The organism is Polaromonas sp. P3_C2 (genome assembly GCF_056402675.1).
The window spans coordinates 1-1,398 of the sequence record NZ_JBFUGX010000897.1; the positions used below are offsets into that span (position 1 = coordinate 1).

Here is a 1,398-nt window from a genome sequence, read left to right on the forward strand (position 1 = left end):
GTCTGGGCCGGGGCAGCCATGCTGGCCAGTACCAGCGAAAACGCCAACACGGTTTTTGAGAATTTTGCGGATGTCATGTGTAAATGCTCCTTGAAGCAGTAAATTGAATCTGAAATAAAGCCGCCGGGGCTCGCTCAGTGATTGTGTTCACCACCGCCTGCAGGCATCAGCTCAAGCGCGGCAGCAGGGTTTTTGAGGTCGGACATCTTTTGGCCTGGCTTGGGCACTTCGGCCCAGTCAACCTTGCCGTTCTCGCAAACCTGGCTTACCGGCCAATACAACATGCCCGCCTGTGCGGGCAGTTTGGCCTGCAGCACAAATTCGTCGTACCAGTCGTTCTGCAGATAGTCAGCGGGGGTTTTAGCCGTCCAGCTGATTCGCGACACGTCTTCGGTAACGGTTTTTCCGTGGTCCAGCAGCGGCTGCGCCAGCTTCTCACGTGTGACCTCCAGCGTCCAGCCTGCTTTGGGCATGGGCTTGGCACCCTGCACACCCGCGGGGATGGTGACCACGATCTGTTTGACGGGTGAATTCCCGCAGCCATGCCCGACCTTGAATGTGCCCTTGTAATAACTGCCCGCATTCGCGACCTGGTATTCCAGGGTGACGTGTGCGGCGGCAGGCAGCGATACGGCAATAAAGATAGCTCCAGCCCAATAGGGACGAGCGCAAGCAGCTATGGTTTTAATAGCATTTGGGTATTTCATGATTGATTCTTACAGGATTGAAAATTAAAGGCAGCAGGATTTGCGGCTGAAATTAGGGCCAGCCAGCGCAGCGAGCGCCATGCCGAACGGAGCGCACGGGTGCGCAGAAAAGGCTCGTGAAAGTGCACGCTGAAATGAACGATGGCACGGCGCCGGCCGCAAGGCCCGTGCGCGGGATGCCTGAGGCCTCCAGCGAGAGGCGGTTCAGTTCAAAGTGCGGGAGGTGCGCGGCTGAAAGGCAGCCCGGAGATGGCAGTGCCGGTGGTTGCCGGAATATCCGCCACCGCAACCGTGGTACCGGTGACACAGGAAACGGTTGCTACCGGTAGAGGTGGCAGCACCAGCCCTGCTGAGCCGCACAGGTCGCAGCGCTGGCCTGGGGAGGCTGCATTGCCATCGGTGGAGTCCACGCCGGCATCAGACGAAGCGGTGTTGACAGTACAAATGCCGCTCAGCTTGCCGCTGCGCACGTCCTGGGCGAGCATGGACACCGGTGCCCACAACGCCGCCGCCACGGCCAGGAAAGCCAGCCAGGCGGCAAGGCGTTCCCATACGGGAAGGGTCGAGCGGGATACGGGGTGGTGGGGCACGGGGTGATTATATGTAGCCCCCACGCTCCCCCACTTCGTGTGGGTCGCTGCCCCCCGAGGGGGCCGCCCGCCTGCGGCCCGGCAAAGCCGGTTCCGCGGCT

The 1,398-nt window shown here is 61.1% G+C and carries 2 protein-coding genes; both read right to left on the reverse strand.

From position 1 onward, the window contains the following. Positions 1–134: 134 nt before the first annotated feature. Positions 135–707 carry a YcnI family copper-binding membrane protein gene (locus AC1DWI_RS23155; protein ID WP_477667974.1) on the reverse strand — a complete coding sequence of 191 codons (573 nt, stop codon included), beginning with the start codon at positions 705–707 and terminating at the stop codon, positions 135–137. 209 nt (positions 708–916) lie between these two features. Continuing rightward, positions 917–1,297: a DUF2946 family protein gene (locus tag AC1DWI_RS23160; protein WP_477667975.1), complete on the reverse strand. Its 381-nt coding sequence runs from the start codon at positions 1,295–1,297 to the stop codon at positions 917–919. Positions 1,298–1,398: the final 101 nt, after the last annotated feature.